The sequence below is a fragment of the Neisseria flavescens genome, assembly GCF_005221285.1.
GTDB classification, from domain to species: Bacteria; Pseudomonadota; Gammaproteobacteria; order Burkholderiales; family Neisseriaceae; genus Neisseria; species Neisseria flavescens.
Genome location: NZ_CP039886.1, coordinates 1,953,853 through 1,970,892, shown reverse-complemented (window position 1 = coordinate 1,970,892; position 17,040 = coordinate 1,953,853). Strand labels below are relative to the sequence as shown.

Here is a 17,040-nt window from a genome sequence, read left to right as displayed (position 1 = left end):
CAACAGGAGAAGGTTTGATGAAACAACTGTCTATGTATATTAACGGCCGCTTTGAAACCGACTTTAACGGCGCATGGCGTGATGTATTGAATCCGGCAACCGAAGAAGTCATCGCACGTGAGCCTAAAGGCGGAAAAGCCGATGTTGATCGTGCCGTTGCTTCGGCCAGAGATGCACAAACTGCATGGGAGCGTTTGCCTGCCGTTGAACGCGGCGCATACCTGCGCAAAATTGCCCAAGGCATCCGCGAACGCGCCGACGAGCTGACCGACACCATTGTCGCCGAAGGCGGCAAAACCAAAGATTTGGCACGCATAGAAGTCATGTTCACTGCCGATTATCTCGACTACCAAGCCGAATGGGCGCGCCGTTATGAAGGTGAAATCATCCAAAGCGACCGCCCGCGCGAAAATATTTTATTGTTCAAACGTCCTTTGGGCGTAATCGCCGGCATTTTGCCGTGGAACTTCCCCTTCTTCCTGATTGCCCGCAAAATGGGTCCCGCTTTGGTAACGGGCAACACCATCGTCGTCAAACCCAGCAGCGTAACCCCGATCAACTGCCACATCTTCGCCGAAATCGTCGATGCGGTCGGACTGCCAGCAGGCGTGTTCAACGTTGTGAACGGTCCGGGTGCGGAAATCGGCAATGCCTTGGCATCACATCCGCAAGTCGATATGGTCAGCCTGACCGGTTCTGTAGAAGCAGGCCGCCAAGTAATGGAAGCCGCCGCCACCAACATTACCAAAGTCTCATTGGAACTCGGCGGCAAAGCCCCTGCCATCGTTCTGAAAGATGCCGACTTGGATCTGGCCATCAAATCCATCTTGGCTTCACGCGTGGGCAATACCGGCCAAATCTGTAACTGCGCCGAACGCGTATATGTCCACAGCAGCCTGAAAGACGCATTTATTGAAAAAATGACCGCCGCCATGAAAGGCGTACGCTACGGCAACCCGGCCGAAGCCGAAGCAGGCGCGCTGGAAATGGGCCCGTTGATTGAAGAGCGTGCTGTCAAAGCCGTTGCCGAGAAAGTCGAACGCGCAGTTAGACAAGGCGCGACCTTGGTTTGCGGCGGCAAACGAGCCGAAGGACGCGGCTATTTCTTCGAGCCTACCCTGCTGACCGATACCGACAACAGTATGGACATCATGAAGGAAGAAACCTTCGGCCCCGTCCTGCCGGTTGCCACTTTCGACACACTCGACCAAGTCATCGCTTTGGCAAACGACAGCGAATTCGGCCTGACCAGCTCCGTCTATACCACCAATTTGAATGAAGCGTTTTATGTAACCCGCCGCCTGCGTTTCGGCGAAACCTACATCAACCGCGAGAACTTCGAAGCCATGCAGGGCTTCCATGCCGGTTGGAAAAAATCAGGTATCGGCGGCGCCGATGGCAAACATGGTTTGGAAGAATATCTGCAAACCCAAGTCGTTTATTTGGAAACCGATATCTAACCGCCGATACAGCCCCTCATGGAACAAAAGGCCGTCTGAAACCGATTTTTCAGGTTTCAGACGGCCTTTCTGCCTTTATAGAAAAAAACACCGACATCGCGTAAAATAGAGCCAATTTTTCACTTTATTCAGGCCGTCTGAAAACTCCGACAGCCTGACTCATTTTTCCGGAAAACACCATGAGCGAACAAAACAATCCGCAAATCGAGCCGCAGTTGGACGAAAACCAAATCATCGCCCTGCGCCGCGAAAAACTGCACGACATCCGCCAACAGCGCAACGCCTATCCCAACGACTTCAAACGCGACAGCTTTGCCGCCGACCTGCATACCCAATACGGTGAAATCAGCAAAGAAGAACTCGACCCGCAAGGCATTCCTGTCAAAGTTGCCGGTCGCATGATGCTCAAACGTCAAATGGGTAAAGCCAGCTTCGCCACCATTCAAGACGTTACCGGTCAAATCCAGCTTTATCTGAACAACAAAGGCGTAAGTCAGGAAGTTTTGGACGACTTCAACCACTGGGACTTGGGCGACATCGTTGGCGCGGAAGGTACTTTGTTCAAAACCAACCACGGCGAATTGACCGTGCGCGTGTCCGACATCCGCCTGCTGTCCAAATCCCTGCGCCCTCTGCCGGACAAACACAAAGGCTTGAGCGATCAGGAAACCAAATACCGCCAACGCTATGTTGATTTGATTGCCAACGAAGAATCGCGCAATACCTTTATCAAACGCAGCCAAATCATCCAATCCGTGCGTAATTTTATGGTGGGCGAGCATTATCTCGAAGTCGAAACCCCGATGATGCACCCGATTCCCGGCGGCGCGACGGCGAAACCCTTCGTAACCCACCACAACGCTTTGGACATCCCGCTCTACCTGCGCATCGCCCCCGAGCTGTATCTGAAACGCCTGGTTGTCGGCGGCTTGGAACGCGTGTTTGAAATCAACCGCAGCTTCCGCAACGAAGGCATGTCCGTGCGCCACAACCCCGAATTTACGATGATTGAATTTTACGAAGCCTTCTCCGACTACGAACGTATGATGCAGATGGCGGAAGACATCATCAGAAACGCATCGCGCACAGTAAACGGTACGGCAAACATCACTTACAACGGCAAAGAAGTCGATTTGGAAAGCCCGTTTGAGCGTCTGACCATCCTCGAAGCCATCAAAAAATACAATCCGCACTACACCGACGAGCAGTTGAACGATGCGGAATGGCTGAAAAAAGAAATCGTCAAACACGGCGAAAGCCTGCCGCCGTCTCCGGGCATCGGCAGCCTGCAACTTGCCCTGTTTGAAGGTTGCGCCGAGGGCAAGCTGTGGAATCCGACCTTCATCGTCGATTACCCGGTCGAAGTTTCTCCGTTGGCACGCGCATCCGACAGCAAACCGGGCTTGACCGAACGCTTCGAGCTTTTCGTTGTCGGGCGCGAGCTGGCAAACGGCTATTCCGAGTTGAACGATCCGGAAGACCAGGCCGAACGCTTCAAAGCGCAAGTGGCGCAAAAAGACGCGGGCGACGACGAAGCGATGCACTATGATGCTGACTACATCCGCGCGATGGAATTCGGCCTGCCACCGACCGGCGGCTGTGGCATTGGTATCGACCGCCTGGTGATGCTGCTGACCGATTCGCAAACCATCCGCGACGTGATCCTGTTCCCGCAAATGCGTCCCGAATAAGGTAGGCAGATAATAAAAAAAGGCCGTCTGAAAACAAGACTCTGTTTTCAGACGGCCTTTTTGTTCAAATATGTAAAACGGAAAAATTAAAATCGATAAATCCTTTACACCATAATAATAAAATCACATGATAATCAAAAAGATAATATAAAAAAGAATATGTAAACGTTTTTCAGTTTGTTGACAGTCTGCTAGAATACATCCAGTTACAGACAGCCTCCACACACAGGCCGTCTGAAAATGCAGAAACTCTGAAAGGTTTGTATGGATCAATTTTTCGAACAGCTTCACGGCTGGATAAATGCCATCAACGACCCAATGTGGTCGGGGTTGGTATATATGCTTTTAGGCGCAGGCCTATTTTTCACCGTTACTACCGGTTTTGTACAATTCCGCCTCTTCGGTCGCAGTATCAAAGAAATGCTGAGCGGCCGCAAACAAGGTGATGATCCGCACGGGATCACACCGTTCCAAGCATTCGTTACCGGCTTGGCCAGCCGCGTAGGCGTGGGCAACATCGCCGGCGTGGCGATTGCCATCAAACTCGGCGGGCCGGGCGCAGTGTTCTGGATGTGGATAACCGCCTTAATCGGCATGAGTTCTGCGTTTGTCGAATCCTCGCTGGCTCAACTCTTTAAAGTCCGGGACTACGACAACCACCACTTCCGAGGCGGCCCTGCCTACTACATCACTCAAGGCCTGGGACAAAAATGGCTGGGCGTTTTGTTCGCCCTGAGCCTGATTTTCTGTTTCGGCTTTGTATTTGAAGCCGTACAGACCAATACCATCGCCGATACCGTCAAAGCGGCGTGGGGTTGGGAGCCTCATTATGTCGGCGTTGCCCTGGTGATTTTAACCGCGCCGATTATCTTCGGCGGCATCAGGCGCGTATCTAAAGCGGCGGAAATCGTCGTGCCTTTAATGGCGGTTTTGTACCTCTTTATCGCGCTTTTCATCATTTTGACCAATCTTCCGATGATTCCGGACGTGTTCGGTCAGATTTTCGGCAACGCGTTTAATGTCGAAGCGGCGGGCGGCGGTTTCCTCGGCGGTCTGATTTCGCAAACGATGATGATGGGCATCAAACGCGGCCTGTATTCCAACGAGGCGGGTATGGGTTCCGCACCGAACGCCGCAGCAGCAGCCGAAGTGAAACACCCTGTTTCCCAAGGTATGATTCAAATGCTGGGCGTGTTTGTCGATACCATCATCGTTTGTTCTTGCACCGCCTTTATCATCTTGATTTACCAACAGCCTTATGGCGATTTGAGCGGCGCGGCATTGACGCAGGCGGTGATTGTCAGCCAAGTGGGCCAATGGGGCGCAGGCTTCCTTGCCGTCATCCTGTTTATGTTTGCCTTTTCCACCGTTATCGGCAACTATGCCTATGCCGAGTCCAACGTCCAATTCATCAAGAGCCATTGGCTGGTTACCGCCGTCTTCCGTATGCTGGTTTTGGCGTGGGTCTATTTCGGCGCGGTTGCCAATGTGCCTTTGGTATGGGATATGGCGGACATGGCCATGGGCATCATGGCATGGATTAACCTCGTCGCCATCCTGTTCCTGTCCCCACTTGCCTTCCTGCTGTTGAAAGACTACACAGCCAAGCTGAAAATGGGTAAAGACCCAGAGTTCAAACTCTCTGAACACCCAGGCTTGAAACGCAAAATCAAATCCGATATCTGGTAAAACCAAAGGCCGTCTGAAATTTCAGACGGCCTTTTTAATCCCTGCCATTTAGACAAAACGATGCCCCTTAAAGCAGAAGCCTTAAGGGGCAGACTAATGGAGCCCTTTGCAAAATTCCTTTTTCCCCGACAGCCGAAACCCAAACACAGGTTTTCGGCTGTCGGGGAAAAAGGAATTTTGCAAAGGTCTCCATTACTATTCCCAGCCATTTTCCCGAGTAATAGAAAATAAGAAATACTTACAAAATAGTGGTTTACAATTGATGCATTGTAAATTATGAAATAAGAAAGGAATCATCCAAATAAAAAAGCACTACCTGAGAAAAGGCAGTGCTTTCATATTAATTTGCTTATTCAGCAGAATCAGCTGCTTTATCAACCAATTCAACCAATGCCAAAGGAGCATTGTCGCCTTTACGGAAACCGTATTTCAGTACACGAACATAGCCGCCGTTACGAGCAGCAAAGCGTGAGCCCAATTCGTCAAACAATTTAACTACAACATCACGATCGCGAGTGCGGTCAAAAGCCAAACGACGGTTTGCCAAAGAAGGTTTTTTACCCAAGGTAATCAAGGGCTCAACTACGCGGCGCAATTCTTTTGCTTTAGGCAAAGTTGTCACGATGGTTTCGTGAGTCAACAAGGAATTCGCCATATTGCGCAGCATCGCAGCACGGTGGCTGCTAGTACGGTTTAATTTGCGGTTGCCATTACGATGACGCATGTCATTATCCTTTAATCTTCAAACTTACGGCTTTTCTAAGCCTACAGGCGGCCAAGCTTCTAATTTGGAACCTAATGTCAGACCTTTAGAGGCCAACACTTCTTTGATCTCATTCAAAGATTTACGACCCAAATTAGGGGTCTTGAGAAGCTCGGTTTCAGTACGTTGAATCAAATCGCCAATATAGTAAATATCTTCAGCTTTCAGACAATTAGCTGAACGTACGGTTAATTCCAAATCATCTACAGGACGCAGCAAGATAGGATCGATAGGAGGCGCTTTTTCTTCAACCTCTTCAACCGGAGTACCTTGCAGATCTGCAAAAATAGACATTTGGTCAATTAAGATACGTGCGGCACTACGTACAGCTTCTTCTGGATCAATAGAACCATTGGTTTCAATATCCAAAACCAATTTATCCAAATCCGTGCGTTGCTCTACGCGTGCAGGTTCAACTTCAAAGCTAACACGACTGATGGGCGAAAAGCTCGCATCCAACTGAATCGCACCAATCTGTTTGTTATCATCACGCAATACGCGACGGCCTGAAACAGATTGATAACCACGACCTTGCTCTACTTTAATTTCCATGTCGATTTGACCATTGTCGGACAAGTGGCAAATAACATGTTCAGGATTGATGATTTCCACATCGTGTGGCAAATCAATATCACCGGCTACAACAGCACCGGCACCTGTTTTTTTCAAAGTCAACTGAACCTGGTTACGACCGTGAAGCTTGAATACGATACCTTTAATGTTCAAGAGAACGTCAACAACATCCTCTTGAACACCATCAATAGTAGAGTATTCGTGCAATACGCCGGAAATAACTACTTCAGTTGGGGCAAAGCCATTCATGGATGACAGTAAGATACGACGCAAAGCATTACCTAAAGTATGACCAAAACCACGTTCAAATGGCTGCATAGACACCTTGGCCCGAGTGGAAGACAAAGTATCTACATCGATTTGACGAGGTTTCAAAAATTCGGTTGTGCTATTTTGCATTTAACTGTCCCTCATTGAGCTAGCATTATTTAGAGTAGAACTCTACCACCAGCTGTTCATTAATATCGCCAGACAATTCTGAGCGATCCGGCATATTTTTGAATACGCCTTCCAATTTGTCGGCATCAACAGATACCCAGCTTGGCAAGCCAATTTGAGTAGCCAGGCTCAATGCTTCTTGGATACGTACTTGTTTCTTAGCTTTTTCACGAACAGCTACAACATCACCTGCTTTAACTTGGAAAGAAGGGATATTAACAACTTGACCGTTTACGACGATAGCTTTGTGAGAAACCAATTGACGTGCTTCGGCGCGAGTAGATCCGAAACCCATACGATAAACGACATTGTCCAAACGAGACTCCAGCAATTGCAACAGCAATTCACCGGTAGAGCCTTTACGACGAGCTGCTTCCGCGAAGTAACGACGGAATTGACGCTCTAATACGCCATAAATACGACGGATTTTTTGTTTTTCACGCAATTGCAAACCGTAGTCTGACAAACGTGGTTTTTTCGCACCGTGTTGACCAGGTGCAGAATCCATTTTACATTTGGAATCCAAAGAGCGACGTGCACTCTTCAAAAACAGATCCGTACCTTCGCGACGTGCTAATTTACATTTAGGGCCAATATAACGTGCCATGTTTTAAATCACTCCAATATTAAATACGACGTTTTTTAGGCGGACGGCAACCGTTATGAGGCAACGGGGTAACGTCAGTAATGCTGGTAATCTTGAAACCAAGAGCGTTTAAAGCACGTACAGAAGATTCGCGACCAGGGCCAGGGCCTTTAATGCGGACTTCTAAATTTTTAACGCCATACTCTTGGGCAACTTTACCAGCTGCTTCTGCTGCAACTTGTGCTGCAAATGGTGTACTTTTACGAGAACCTTTAAAACCAGCGCCGCCAGAGGTAGCCCAAGACAATGCATTGCCTTGACGGTCAGTGATTGTAATGATGGTATTGTTGAAAGATGCATGAACGTGCACAATACCTTCGCTTACGGTTTTACGTACTTTTTTACGTACACGCGAAGCTGTGTTTGCTTTAGCCATTAATCAAATTCCTTAAAATTTATTTCTTACCGGCAATCGCTTTGCGCGGACCTTTACGGGTACGGGCATTTGTGCGAGTGCGTTGACCACGACAAGGCAAGCCACGACGATGACGGAAGCCACGATAGCAACCCATATCCATCAGTCGTTTAATGCTCATCGTTACTTCACGACGCAAATCGCCTTCAACTTCATATTTAGCAACTTGCTCACGCAAAGCGTCTAATTGATCCTCGTCCAAATCTTTTGCTTTAGTAGTAGGAGCAATATTTGCTGCCTCACAAATCAATTTAGCACGAGTCGCACCAATACCATAAATAGCCTGAAGGCCAATTACGATATGGGCATTATTAGGGATATTTACCCCTGCAATACGAGCCATATTTTTTCCTTTTTAGGGCAAAGTATGTCACTATACCACAAAATCAATAGTTAAGAAAACTAGCTTCTTAACCTTGACGTTGTTTGTGACGTGGGTCAGTACAAATTACGCGAACTACACGATTACGACGAATAATCTTGCAATTGCGACAAATTTTCTTTACAGAAGGTTGTACACGCATTTTATTTCCTTTTATCGTTTATCTTGCTCGGAAAACAATCCGAGCACGGGTTAAATCATAAGGAGTTAATTCAACTGTTACCTTATCACCTGGAGAAATACGAATATAGTGCATCCGCATTTTTCCAGATATATGACCAAGTACTACATGATCATTTTCCAGTTTTACTTTAAATGTTGCATTGGGCAAAGTCTCAAGGATTTCGCCCTGCATCTGTATGGTATCTTCTTTAGCCATAAGCCTACTTACGTGACAAAGATTTCATATCTGGACGACTCATCAAGTCTTCATACTGACTACTCATTCTATATGAATTGATTTGTGTCCTAAAATCCATTGTAACGACAACCAAAATAAGCAGAGATGTTCCACCTAAATAGAAAGGAACTTTCAATGCCGTCGTTAAAAATTCAGGTATCAGACAGATTGTAGTGATATACAAAGCACCAAATAATGTCAGTCTCAGTACAACTTTTTCCAAATATCTAGAGGTTTGCTCACCTGGGCGAATACCTGGCACAAATGCACCACTCTTCTTCAAATTTTCAGCCATCTCTTTAGGGCTAAATACTAAAGCAGTATAGAAATAGCAGAAGAAGATGATAGTTGTGGCAAATAATATGATATACAAAGACTGTCCGTGTTGCAGCATTGCAGCAACCTTATGAAGAAAAGAATTCGTACTATTTGAACCAAACCAACCTAAAAGTGTAGATGGAAATAAAATGATACTGGAAGCAAAAATAGGAGGAATCACACCTGCCATATTTAGCTTGAACGGCATATGAATGCTTTGTCCCGGCATCATTCCAGAGCCAAACTGTCTTTTAGCATAATGCACAGGAACTTTACGCTGAGCACTCTCAAAATAAACTACAGCATAGATCAACAGCAAAATACCAATCACAATTGATACTGCCATCAACATACTCATAGAGCCTTGTTCAGTCAAAGTTAGCATCCGAACAATACCGGATGGAATACCCGATACAATGCCTGCTGTAATAATTAAAGAAATACCATTACCAATACCACGCTCGGTAATTTGCTCCCCCAACCACATCAGAAACATAGTACCTGTAACCAAACAGACTACTGTAGAAATATGAAACTCAAGCGAACTCGTTACAACAACACCTTGTTGATAAACAAATGTTGCAACACCAAAGCTTTGCAATACAGCCAATAATACCGTCCCATACCTAGTATATTTCGTAATTATTTTCCTACCAGCCTCACCTTCCTTCTTTAAAGCTTTTAAAGAAGGAACAATTTCAGAAGCAAGCTGAACAATAATCGATGCCGAAATATAAGGCATGATACCAATTGCAAATATACTAAAGCGCTCCAACGAACCACCCGAGAACATATTTAACATTCCGAATATGCCGTTTGCAGCGCCTTCGTATAACTTAGCTAATGCAACAGCATCTACGCCCGGTACCGGTATATGAGCACCAATACGGAAAACGACTAAAGCACCTAAAAGGAACACCAGACGTTTTTTCAGATCACCAAATTTGGATAATCCTGATAAAGATTGTTGATTAGCCACTGTAGTGCAAGCCTTATTCTTCTACTTTACCGCCGGCAGCTTCAATAGCAACTTTAGCACCTTTAGTAGCTTTTACACCTTTCAAGGTAACTGCTTTTGAGATTTCACCAGAAGCAATAACTTTTACATTAGAAGCAGTTGCAGGAATCAGACCAGCTTGTTTAAGAACCAAGACGTCAATCTCGTTCACAGCAATCAGATTTAATTCACTCAAACGAACTTCAGCATTAGCGGCAGCAGTCAAAGATTTAAAACCACGTTTCGGCAGACGGCGTTGCAAAGGCATTTGGCCGCCTTCAAAACCAACCTTGTGGAAGCCACCAGAACGGCTTTTTTGACCTTTATGACCACGACCACCTGTCTTACCCAAGCCGCTACCAATACCTCGGCCTACACGACGGCTAGCGTGAGTAGCACCCTCAGCAGGTTGAATAGTATTCAAAAACATATTAAGACTCCACTTTCAACAAGTAGCTGATTTTATTGATCATGCCACGGTTTTCAGGGGTATCCAAAACCTCTACAGTATGTTCACGGCGACGCAAACCTAAACCGCGAGCACATGCACGATGAGATTCAATTGTACCGATCAGGCTCTTAACCAATGTAACTTTAATCTTTTTTTGCTCAGTCATGGTTAGCTCCCAAAATATCTTCTACTGTCAAGCCACGTTTAGCAGCAATATCAGCAGGGGTATACAATTTAGACAAACCGTCTAATGTAGCGCGTACAATATTGTAAGGATTAGTAGAACCATGTACTTTAGCTGAAATGTTATGGATACCCATAGCATCAAATACTAAACGCATTGGACCACCAGCTTTCACACCGCTACCTTCTTTAGCAGGTTGCATAAATACCTTAGTAGCACCATGACGGCCAATAACCTCATGATGAATAGTACCGTTTTTCAAAGGTACTTTAATCATAGAGCGTCGAGCTTGATCCATTGCTTTTTGAACAGCAACTGGCACTTCTTTTGATTTACCTTTGCCCATACCGATGCGACCATCACCATCACCAACAACAGTCAGTGCAGAGAAAGCCATGATACGGCCACCTTTAACTACTTTAGTCACGCGATTAACTGCGACCATCTTTTCAATCAGGCCGTCACCGCGTTCTTCAATTTCATGTTTTGCCATCTGAAAGTCTCCAAATATTAGAAGCTTAAACCATTTTCACGTGCAGCTTCAGCCAAAGCTTTCACACGACCGTGATATTGGAAACCTGAACGGTCAAAAGCAACTTTTTCAACACCTACTGCTTTAGCTTTTTCAGCAATACGCTTACCAACTACAGCAGCTGCTTCAACGTTGCTACCTGATTTCAGGCTACTACGTACTTCAGCTTCCAATGTAGAGGCTTGAGCCAATACTTTATCACCTTCAGCACTAATTACTTGAGCATAAATATGATTATTGCTGCGGAACACACATAATCTTACCATTTTCAAGTCCGCAATACGCGCACGGGTTTTGCGTGCACGACGGAGTCGGGTTGTATGTTTATCCATTAGTGAACCTCAATTATTTTTTCTTGGCCTCTTTCATCACTACTACTTCACCTACATAACGAACACCTTTACCTTTATAAGGCTCAGGAGAACGGAATGCACGAATTTCAGCAGCGACTTGGCCAACCACTTGTTTATCTGCACCAGTCAAAACGATTTCTGTTTGGCTAGGAGTTTGAACAGAAACACCTTCAGGCATTTCGTATACGATTGGATGAGAGAAACCCAAAGACAAGTTCAAAACTTTACCTTGAGCTTGGGCACGATAACCCACACCAATCAATTGAAGTTTTTTCTCAAAACCTTCAGAGACACCCTTAACCATATTATTAACCAATGCACGAGCAGTACCAGACATAGCATTAGCCTGTTTACTGTCATTTTTTGCAGCAAAAGTCAATTTACCATCGTTCAGTTCAATAGCAACATCGGAATGCAAAGGAAAAGACAATTCGCCGTTTTTACCTTTGATAACCAATGCATCTGTTCCGAATTTTACTTCTACACCAGCAGGAACAGTCACTGGGTTTTTTGCGACGCGTGACATTTACTTTTCTCCACTAGGCTACGATGCACAACAACTCACCACCAACACCCTCAGAACGGGCTTTGCGATCAGTCATTACACCTTTAGAAGTACTAACAATAGCGACACCCAGGCCGTTCATTACGCTAGGGATCTCACTTGATGCTTTGTAAATACGCAAACCTGGACGTGAAACACGTTTAATTTGCTCAATCACAGGACGACCTGCATAGTATTTCAATTGAATTTCCAATACCGGTTTTGCATCAGCAGAAACCGCAAAATCCTCGATATAACCTTCTTCTTTCAAAACTTTTGCAATTGCACATTTCAGTTTAGAGGAAGGCATGGCAACTGCTGCTTTATTAGCACGTTGCGCATTGCGAATACGAGTCAACATATCGGAAATAGGATCATGCATACTCATTATTTATACTCCTATTACCAGCTAGCTTTAACAACACCAGGGATCTCGCCACGCATAGCGATTTCACGGATTTTAATACGGCCCAAACCAAATTTACGGAAAGTGCCACGAGGACGACCTGTTAAAGCACAACGACGACGTTGACGTACAGGTGCTGCATTACGAGGAATGGATTGAAACTTCAAACGTGCTTCAAAACGTTCTTCTTCAGTCGCATTAGCATCATTAATAACAGCGAAAATTGCCTCACGTTTAGCTGCAAACTTTTTCGCCAATGCTTGACGTTTCAGCTCACGATTAATAAGTGCTTTCTTAGCCATGATTATCCTTTAAACGGAAACTTGAACAGTGACAACAAAGCTTTCGCTTCTTCATCAGTTTTTGCAGTAGTTGTAATAGTAATATTCAAACCACGCAAAGCATCGATTTTATCGTATTCAATTTCCGGGAAAATAATTTGCTCACGAACGCCCATATTGTAATTGCCACGACCATCAAATGATTTACCGCTTACACCACGGAAGTCACGTACACGAGGCAACGCAATAGTAATCAAACGATCCAAGAATTCAAACATTTGATCACGACGCAATGTTACTTTGCAACCAACTGGATAGTTATCACGGATTTTAAAACCTGCGATAGATTTACGAGCAACAGTAACAACTGGTTTTTGACCAGCAATTTTCTCTAAATCAGAAACAGCGTGTTCCATAACTTTTTTATCAGCAACAGCTTCACCCACACCCATATTCAAGGTGATTTTTTCAATACGTGGAACTTCCATTACTGATTTGTAACCAAATTGTTTAACCAATTCAGGAACAACTGTATCTTTATAAAACTCTCTCAAACGAGCCATGTTATCTCCTTATGCTCCAATGATAGAGCCATTTGATTTGAAGAAACGAACGCGTTTAACTTTGCCTTCATTTTCAATCAGCTTAATACCAACACGGTCTGCTTTATTAGTTTCCGGATTCAGGATTGCAATATTAGAAATATCCAAAGGCATTTCTTTAGTAATAATGCCACCCTCAATACCACGCATTGGATTAGGTTTTTGATGGCGTTTCACAACATTAACACCCTCAACAACAACTTTATCACCCAACACTCGAACTACTTGACCTTGCTTACCTTTATCTTTACCGGTAATCACTACAACCTGATCGCCTTTAATGATCTTATTCATCGCGCTATTCCTTATAATACTTCAGGCGCCAATGAAACGATTTTCATAAATCGCTCAGTACGCAATTCACGGGTTACCGGACCAAAAATACGGGTACCCAGAGGTTCAAGTTTATTATTCAACAACACAGCAGCATTGTTATCGAATTTAATTAACGCACCATCAGGACGACGCACACCCTTAGCAGTACGAACAACTACCGCATTGTATACATCACCTTTTTTGACACGACCACGTGGGGCTGCATCTTTAACTGCAACTTTAATAATGTCGCCAACAGAAGCGTAGCGACGCTTAGATCCGCCCAATACTTTGATGCACATTACGCGACGCGCACCAGAGTTATCAGCCACATCTAAGATGGTCTGCATTTGAATCATATTAGTACCTTTAAATTAACCAACTTAATTTACCACTTTCATATAACTCGCACCTTACTTTAAGCTGCTTATTAAATGAAACCATCACGGTTCTAGTAAACCAGTCTTGGATCCCGAAGGGAGAGAAACTTCCATAAGAAGCTGGAAGATAAGAAACGAAGTTTACACGCAAATTAACTTTGCTGCAAGACTTCGTTTCTTATTAAGCTACATTACTGTGTTTTAAATCAAACAGTACGCGCTTTCTCAACCAATTCTTTTACAACCCAAGACTTGGTTTTTGACAAAGGACGAGATTCCTCGATTACCACTACGTCACCAATGCCATATTGATTGTTTTCATCATGAGCATGGATTTTAGTTGATAAACGAATAATTTTACCGTACAGAGGGTGTTTAACTTTACGCTCAACCAATACTGTAACAGTTTTGTCCATTTTGTCGCTTACCACTTTGCCTTGCAAAGTACGAACATTTTTAGCTTCGCTCATTACTTAGCACCTTTTTCAGTTAAAATGGTTTTAATACGAGCAATATCGCGACGTACACGTTTCAACTCGCTAGATTTACCCAACTGACCGGTTGCATTTTGCATGCGTAAGCCAAACTGAGCTTTCAACAAGTCCAACAAATCAGAGTTTAATTGCTCAATAGATTTGTCTTTCAATTCATTTGCTTTCATTATTGACCCACCTGTCTTACTACAAAGGTTGTAGGAATAGGCAATTTGGCAGCGGCCAATTCAAATGCTTCACGAGCCAAAGACTCAGGAACACCGTCCATTTCGTACAATACTTTGCCTGGTTTAACTTCAGCAATGTAATATTCCACATTACCTTTACCGCCACCCATACGAACTTGGATAGGTTTCTCAGTAATTGGTTTATCAGGGAATACACGAATCCAAATACGACCGCCACGTTTAATATGACGAGTCATAGTACGACGAGCAGCTTCGATTTGGCGGGCAGTCAAACGACCACGGCCTACGGCTTTCAAACCGAACTCACCGAAACTTACTTTGTTACCGCGAGTAGCAATACCGGTGTTACGACCTTTTTGTTGCTTGCGATATTTCAGTCTAGTTGGCTGCAGCATTACGTCCACCTGCCTTTCTTTGTTTCTTCTCATGCTCAGGTTTAGAAGATTTAATATTACCTTCTGTATAAACCCAAACTTTCAGACCCAGTACACCATAAGTAGTGTGTGCTTCGCTAGTTGCATAATCTACGTTCGCACGCAAAGTATGCAAAGGTACACGACCTTCACGGTACCATTCGCTACGAGCGATATCAGCACCATTCAGACGGCCTGAAGTCATGATCTTGATGCCTTTAGCACCAGAACGCATTGCATTTTGCATTGCACGTTTCATAGCACGACGGAATTGAACACGTTTTTCAAGCTGCTGGGCAATACCATCAGCAATGATTTGCGCATCTAATTCAGGACGACGAATCTCTTCAATATTTACATGAACAGGCACACCCATCAGAGCTTGCAAGTCACGTTTCAAGATTTCGATATCCTCGCCTTTTTTACCAATAACCACACCTGGACGAGCAGAGTGAATGGTAATACGTGCAGATTTAGCAGGACGCTCGATTACTACGCGACCAACTGAAGCATTGGCCAGTTTTTTACGCAAGTAATTACGAACATCAATATCTTGTTTCAAAACAGTAGAAAAGTCGGTGCTTTTAGCAAACCATTTTGAAGCCCAGTCTTTAGTTACCGCCAGGCGAAAGCCTGTAGGGTTAATCTTTTGTCCCATAGCTTTTCCTTAGTTGCCCACTGTCACGTTAATATGACAAGTTTGTTTCTCGATGCGGTTACCGCGACCTTTGGCACGAGCTTGGAAACGTTTCAAGCTTGGGCCTTTGTCAACAAAGATAGTTACCACTTTCAGTTCGTCAATGTCGACACCATTGTTGTGCTCGGCATTGGCGATTGCTGATTCCAATACTTTTTTAATCAGCTCAGCACCTTTTTTAGGGCTGAATGCCAAGATATTCAAAGCTTGGGCAACGTCTTTACCACGAATCAAATCAGCTACCAAACGAGCTTTTTGAGCTGAAATACGGGCGTTTTTATGTTGTGCACTTACTCTCATGATTCACCTTATTTCTTTTTAGCCTTTTTATCAGCCAAGTGGCCTTTAAAGGTACGGGTCAATGAGAACTCACCTAATTTATGACCAACCATGTTGTCGCTGATGAATACAGGCACGTGAGTGCGACCGTTGTGAACAGCGATAGTCAGACCGATAAAATCAGGCAAAATGGTAGAACGACGTGACCAAGTTTTAATTGGGCGTTTGTCGTTGCTTGCACGAGCAGCATCTACTTTTTTCAGCAAATGCAGGTCTACATATGGGCCTTTTTTTAATGAACGAGCCATACTAATTAACCTTTATTTGAGTAACGACGACGAACAATCATGTTATCCGTGCGTTTGTTATTACGAGTGCGGTAGCCCTTAGCAGGAGTACCCCATGGGCTAACCGGTTCGCGAGCCTCACCAGTACGGCCTTCACCACCACCATGCGGGTGATCAACAGGGTTCATTACAACACCACGAACGGTCGGACGAATACCACGCCAGCGGTTAGCACCAGCTTTACCGATTTTTTTCAGGCTTTGTTCTTCGTTACCAACTTCACCGATAGTTGCACGGCAATTTACGCTAATTTTGCGTACTTCACCAGAACGCAAACGAACTTGTGCGTAAGCACCTTCTTTTGCAAGCAATACCGCAGAAGCACCAGCAGAACGTGCAATTTGCGCACCTTTACCTGGTTTCATTTCGATACAGTGAATAGTTGTACCAACAGGAATATTGCGGATCGGCAGAGTGTTACCTACTTTGATCGCAGCTTCAGCACCGGAAACCAATACTGCACCGGCTTGAATACCACGAGGAGCAATGATGTAGCGACGCTCACCATCTGCATAGCACAACAGCGCGATAAATGCAGTACGGTTAGGGTCATATTCGATACGCTCTACTTTTGCAGGGATACCGTCTTTGTTACGTTTAAAATCTACAACGCGGTAATGATGTTTATGGCCACCACCTTTATGACGGGTAGTGATATGACCATTGTTGTTACGACCGGCAGTAGAATTTTTCTTTTCCAGCAGAGGTGCATAAGGTGCACCTTTGTACAAACCTTCTGTTACCACGCGAACCATGCCGCGACGGCCTGCAGAGGTCGGCTTCATTTTAACGATTGCCATTT

At 44.9% G+C, this 17,040-nt stretch carries 28 protein-coding genes; 3 read left to right on the top strand and 25 right to left on the bottom strand.

The features are described 5' to 3' along the window. The first annotated feature begins 17 nt into the window (after positions 1-17). From aldA to FAH67_RS10135, 3 genes are all read left to right on the top strand, one after another. Positions 18-1,460, top strand: coding sequence for an aldehyde dehydrogenase (gene aldA, locus FAH67_RS10145; RefSeq protein ID WP_004464609.1), 1,443 nt, complete (start codon positions 18-20; stop codon positions 1,458-1,460). Between the two features lie 179 nt (positions 1,461-1,639). Continuing rightward, on the top strand, positions 1,640-3,151 hold the full coding sequence (gene lysS / locus FAH67_RS10140; RefSeq protein ID WP_039863986.1) for a lysine--tRNA ligase: 1,512 nt from the start codon (positions 1,640-1,642) through the stop codon (positions 3,149-3,151). A 264-nt stretch (positions 3,152-3,415) separates the two neighbouring features. Further along, positions 3,416-4,840 (top strand): alanine/glycine:cation symporter family protein, encoded by a 1,425-nt coding sequence (locus FAH67_RS10135; protein ID WP_004464606.1) that lies wholly within the window; start codon positions 3,416-3,418, stop codon positions 4,838-4,840. A 349-nt stretch (positions 4,841-5,189) separates the two neighbouring features. On the opposite strand, the gene rplQ is transcribed toward FAH67_RS10135, so the two are convergent. From rplQ to rplB, 25 genes are all read right to left on the bottom strand, one after another. Next, on the bottom strand, positions 5,190-5,564 hold the full coding sequence (rplQ, locus tag FAH67_RS10130) for a 50S ribosomal protein L17 (protein WP_039863984.1): 375 nt from the start codon (positions 5,562-5,564) through the stop codon (positions 5,190-5,192). A gap of 24 nt (positions 5,565-5,588) precedes the next feature. Beyond that, entirely contained in the window at positions 5,589-6,575 is a 987-nt protein-coding gene (locus tag FAH67_RS10125) for a DNA-directed RNA polymerase subunit alpha (protein ID WP_004464603.1), read from the bottom strand. A gap of 25 nt (positions 6,576-6,600) precedes the next feature. Further along, positions 6,601-7,221 (bottom strand): 30S ribosomal protein S4, encoded by a 621-nt coding sequence (gene rpsD, locus FAH67_RS10120; RefSeq protein WP_039863983.1) that lies wholly within the window; start codon positions 7,219-7,221, stop codon positions 6,601-6,603. Positions 7,222-7,240: 19 nt separating this feature from the next. Next, positions 7,241-7,636, bottom strand: coding sequence for a 30S ribosomal protein S11 (gene rpsK / locus FAH67_RS10115; protein ID WP_002216249.1), 396 nt, complete (start codon positions 7,634-7,636; stop codon positions 7,241-7,243). 19 nt (positions 7,637-7,655) lie between these two features. Then, positions 7,656-8,018, bottom strand: a complete 363-nt coding sequence (gene rpsM / locus FAH67_RS10110) for a 30S ribosomal protein S13 (protein ID WP_004464599.1) — start codon at positions 8,016-8,018, stop codon at positions 7,656-7,658. A 67-nt stretch (positions 8,019-8,085) separates the two neighbouring features. Continuing rightward, a complete protein-coding gene (gene rpmJ / locus FAH67_RS10105; RefSeq protein ID WP_003697674.1) occupies positions 8,086-8,199 on the bottom strand; it encodes a 50S ribosomal protein L36 in 114 nt (37 codons plus the stop codon). 18 nt (positions 8,200-8,217) lie between these two features. Continuing rightward, positions 8,218-8,436 (bottom strand): translation initiation factor IF-1, encoded by a 219-nt coding sequence (gene infA, locus FAH67_RS10100; protein ID WP_003684714.1) that lies wholly within the window; start codon positions 8,434-8,436, stop codon positions 8,218-8,220. 4 nt (positions 8,437-8,440) lie between these two features. Further along, entirely contained in the window at positions 8,441-9,754 is a 1,314-nt protein-coding gene (gene secY, locus FAH67_RS10095) for a preprotein translocase subunit SecY (RefSeq protein WP_004464597.1), read from the bottom strand. A 13-nt stretch (positions 9,755-9,767) separates the two neighbouring features. After that, complete coding sequence (gene rplO, locus FAH67_RS10090) at positions 9,768-10,202, bottom strand: 50S ribosomal protein L15 (protein WP_004464592.1); 435 nt, start codon at positions 10,200-10,202, stop codon at positions 9,768-9,770. 1 nt (position 10,203) lies between these two features. Continuing rightward, the gene (gene rpmD, locus FAH67_RS10085) at positions 10,204-10,389 is read right to left on the bottom strand and encodes a 50S ribosomal protein L30 (protein WP_003684808.1); all 186 of its coding nucleotides are present in this window, start codon (positions 10,387-10,389) and stop codon (positions 10,204-10,206) included. Then, positions 10,382-10,900, bottom strand: coding sequence for a 30S ribosomal protein S5 (gene rpsE, locus FAH67_RS10080; protein ID WP_003684704.1), 519 nt, complete (start codon positions 10,898-10,900; stop codon positions 10,382-10,384). The genes rpmD and rpsE overlap by 8 nt, the downstream gene beginning before the upstream one ends. Before the next feature lie 17 nt (positions 10,901-10,917). Continuing rightward, on the bottom strand, positions 10,918-11,271 hold the full coding sequence (gene rplR / locus FAH67_RS10075; protein WP_003749287.1) for a 50S ribosomal protein L18: 354 nt from the start codon (positions 11,269-11,271) through the stop codon (positions 10,918-10,920). A gap of 13 nt (positions 11,272-11,284) precedes the next feature. Further along, positions 11,285-11,818, bottom strand: a complete 534-nt coding sequence (rplF, locus tag FAH67_RS10070; RefSeq protein WP_004464590.1) for a 50S ribosomal protein L6 — start codon at positions 11,816-11,818, stop codon at positions 11,285-11,287. A gap of 13 nt (positions 11,819-11,831) precedes the next feature. Beyond that, positions 11,832-12,224, bottom strand: coding sequence for a 30S ribosomal protein S8 (gene rpsH, locus FAH67_RS10065; RefSeq protein ID WP_003684738.1), 393 nt, complete (start codon positions 12,222-12,224; stop codon positions 11,832-11,834). A gap of 14 nt (positions 12,225-12,238) precedes the next feature. Then, the gene (gene rpsN, locus FAH67_RS10060; RefSeq protein ID WP_003684736.1) at positions 12,239-12,544 is read right to left on the bottom strand and encodes a 30S ribosomal protein S14; all 306 of its coding nucleotides are present in this window, start codon (positions 12,542-12,544) and stop codon (positions 12,239-12,241) included. 2 nt (positions 12,545-12,546) lie between these two features. Then, positions 12,547-13,086, bottom strand: a complete 540-nt coding sequence (rplE, locus tag FAH67_RS10055; protein ID WP_003684750.1) for a 50S ribosomal protein L5 — start codon at positions 13,084-13,086, stop codon at positions 12,547-12,549. A 9-nt stretch (positions 13,087-13,095) separates the two neighbouring features. Next, positions 13,096-13,419 carry a 50S ribosomal protein L24 gene (gene rplX / locus FAH67_RS10050; protein ID WP_003684754.1) on the bottom strand — a complete coding sequence of 108 codons (324 nt, stop codon included), beginning with the start codon at positions 13,417-13,419 and terminating at the stop codon, positions 13,096-13,098. A gap of 11 nt (positions 13,420-13,430) precedes the next feature. Further along, the gene (gene rplN / locus FAH67_RS10045; RefSeq protein WP_002215434.1) at positions 13,431-13,799 is read right to left on the bottom strand and encodes a 50S ribosomal protein L14; all 369 of its coding nucleotides are present in this window, start codon (positions 13,797-13,799) and stop codon (positions 13,431-13,433) included. Positions 13,800-14,026: 227 nt separating this feature from the next. Next, entirely contained in the window at positions 14,027-14,290 is a 264-nt protein-coding gene (gene rpsQ / locus FAH67_RS10040; RefSeq protein WP_003684766.1) for a 30S ribosomal protein S17, read from the bottom strand. Further along, positions 14,290-14,481 carry a 50S ribosomal protein L29 gene (rpmC, locus tag FAH67_RS10035; protein ID WP_003684705.1) on the bottom strand — a complete coding sequence of 64 codons (192 nt, stop codon included), beginning with the start codon at positions 14,479-14,481 and terminating at the stop codon, positions 14,290-14,292. The genes rpsQ and rpmC overlap by 1 nt, the downstream gene beginning before the upstream one ends. After that, the gene (gene rplP / locus FAH67_RS10030; RefSeq protein ID WP_003684741.1) at positions 14,481-14,897 is read right to left on the bottom strand and encodes a 50S ribosomal protein L16; all 417 of its coding nucleotides are present in this window, start codon (positions 14,895-14,897) and stop codon (positions 14,481-14,483) included. Before rplP ends, rpmC begins: the two co-directional genes overlap by 1 nt. Continuing rightward, positions 14,881-15,573 (bottom strand): 30S ribosomal protein S3, encoded by a 693-nt coding sequence (gene rpsC, locus FAH67_RS10025; protein WP_003684753.1) that lies wholly within the window; start codon positions 15,571-15,573, stop codon positions 14,881-14,883. Before rpsC ends, rplP begins: the two co-directional genes overlap by 17 nt. 9 nt (positions 15,574-15,582) lie before the next feature. Beyond that, positions 15,583-15,912: a 50S ribosomal protein L22 gene (gene rplV / locus FAH67_RS10020; RefSeq protein ID WP_004464589.1), complete on the bottom strand. Its 330-nt coding sequence runs from the start codon at positions 15,910-15,912 to the stop codon at positions 15,583-15,585. An 8-nt stretch (positions 15,913-15,920) separates the two neighbouring features. After that, positions 15,921-16,199 carry a 30S ribosomal protein S19 gene (gene rpsS / locus FAH67_RS10015; RefSeq protein WP_002215422.1) on the bottom strand — a complete coding sequence of 93 codons (279 nt, stop codon included), beginning with the start codon at positions 16,197-16,199 and terminating at the stop codon, positions 15,921-15,923. 5 nt (positions 16,200-16,204) lie between these two features. After that, the gene (rplB, locus tag FAH67_RS10010) at positions 16,205-17,038 is read right to left on the bottom strand and encodes a 50S ribosomal protein L2 (protein ID WP_004464587.1); all 834 of its coding nucleotides are present in this window, start codon (positions 17,036-17,038) and stop codon (positions 16,205-16,207) included. Positions 17,039-17,040: the final 2 nt, after the last annotated feature.